Origin of the sequence: Streptobacillus felis, from assembly GCF_001559775.1 — a bacterium.
Taxonomy (GTDB): domain Bacteria; phylum Fusobacteriota; class Fusobacteriia; order Fusobacteriales; family Leptotrichiaceae; genus Streptobacillus; species Streptobacillus felis.
The window spans coordinates 1-983 of sequence record NZ_LOHX01000342.1 but is presented as its reverse complement, the minus strand read 5'-3'; the positions used below and the strand labels follow the sequence as shown (position 1 = coordinate 983).

The 983-nt window shown below is 22.4% G+C and carries 1 protein-coding gene; it reads right to left on the bottom strand.

All coding sequences use genetic code 11. The features are described from left to right. Positions 1-107: 107 nt before the first annotated feature. A partial coding sequence (locus AYC60_RS08075) for an IS3 family transposase (RefSeq protein WP_067323406.1) occupies positions 108-983 on the bottom strand: 876 nt, incomplete at its 5' end.

Sequence of the window (983 nt, the reverse complement as noted above, 5' to 3'; positions counted from 1 at the left end):
ATATTTATAATTATAACATTAATTATAAAATAAATAATTATTAGAATAAAAGGATTATAGCTATATAGAACATGTACCAAAAAACTGGACACAAAATTTTTAAAATATCAATCAGATAAATTCAAGGAATTATTCCTAATTTCATTAGGGGTAGTTCCTTTTAAATTTATTCTTTTATTGTTATAAAATTCTATATATTCATTTATTGTTTTGATTGCTAATTCTTTAGTTTTAAAATATTCTTTACATAATGGATTGTAATAACTCTCAACTTTAAATACTCCCCAAAATGACTCAATAGGTGAATTATCAGCACATGAACCTGGTTTATTCATACTATGAGTTATGTCTTTAATGATTTCTTTAAATTGATAAGATGTATATTGAAACCCTCTATCACTTTGTAAAGTAACTTTCTTAAAATCTATGTCTGTATCATTCATTATTTCTTTAAATGTATTAAAAACTAATTTATTATTATTACTTTCTCCAATTTTATGTGATATTATTTTTTTAGAGTGCATATCTATTACTGCACTTAAATACAATTTACCTTCATTAGTTTTAATTTCTGTAATATCTGTTGAATACTTTTGGTTATCACAAGTAGTATTAAAATCTCTTTTTAGAATATTTTCAGCTATATATTCTGCTTTTGGTTTAATGTATCTTTTTTTCTTAACTCTAATAACACAAGTGATATCATTTTCTATCATAATTCTTCTTATCTTTTTAGAATTATACTTTGTATTCAATTTATTATTTACTGCTATAGTCATTCTGTTTCTACCATATGTAGATTTAACTTCTTTATCTATTTTTTTAATTGCTTCTATCAATTCTAAATCTCTTTTGATGTCTTTAACCTTAAGATAGTTGTAGTATGAGCTTCTATTAAGTTCTAATACAACACATAAATATTTAATTGGGTATTTAGATTTAAGCTCTTCTATGGTAAGATATTTAGCTAAATTTACTTTTGC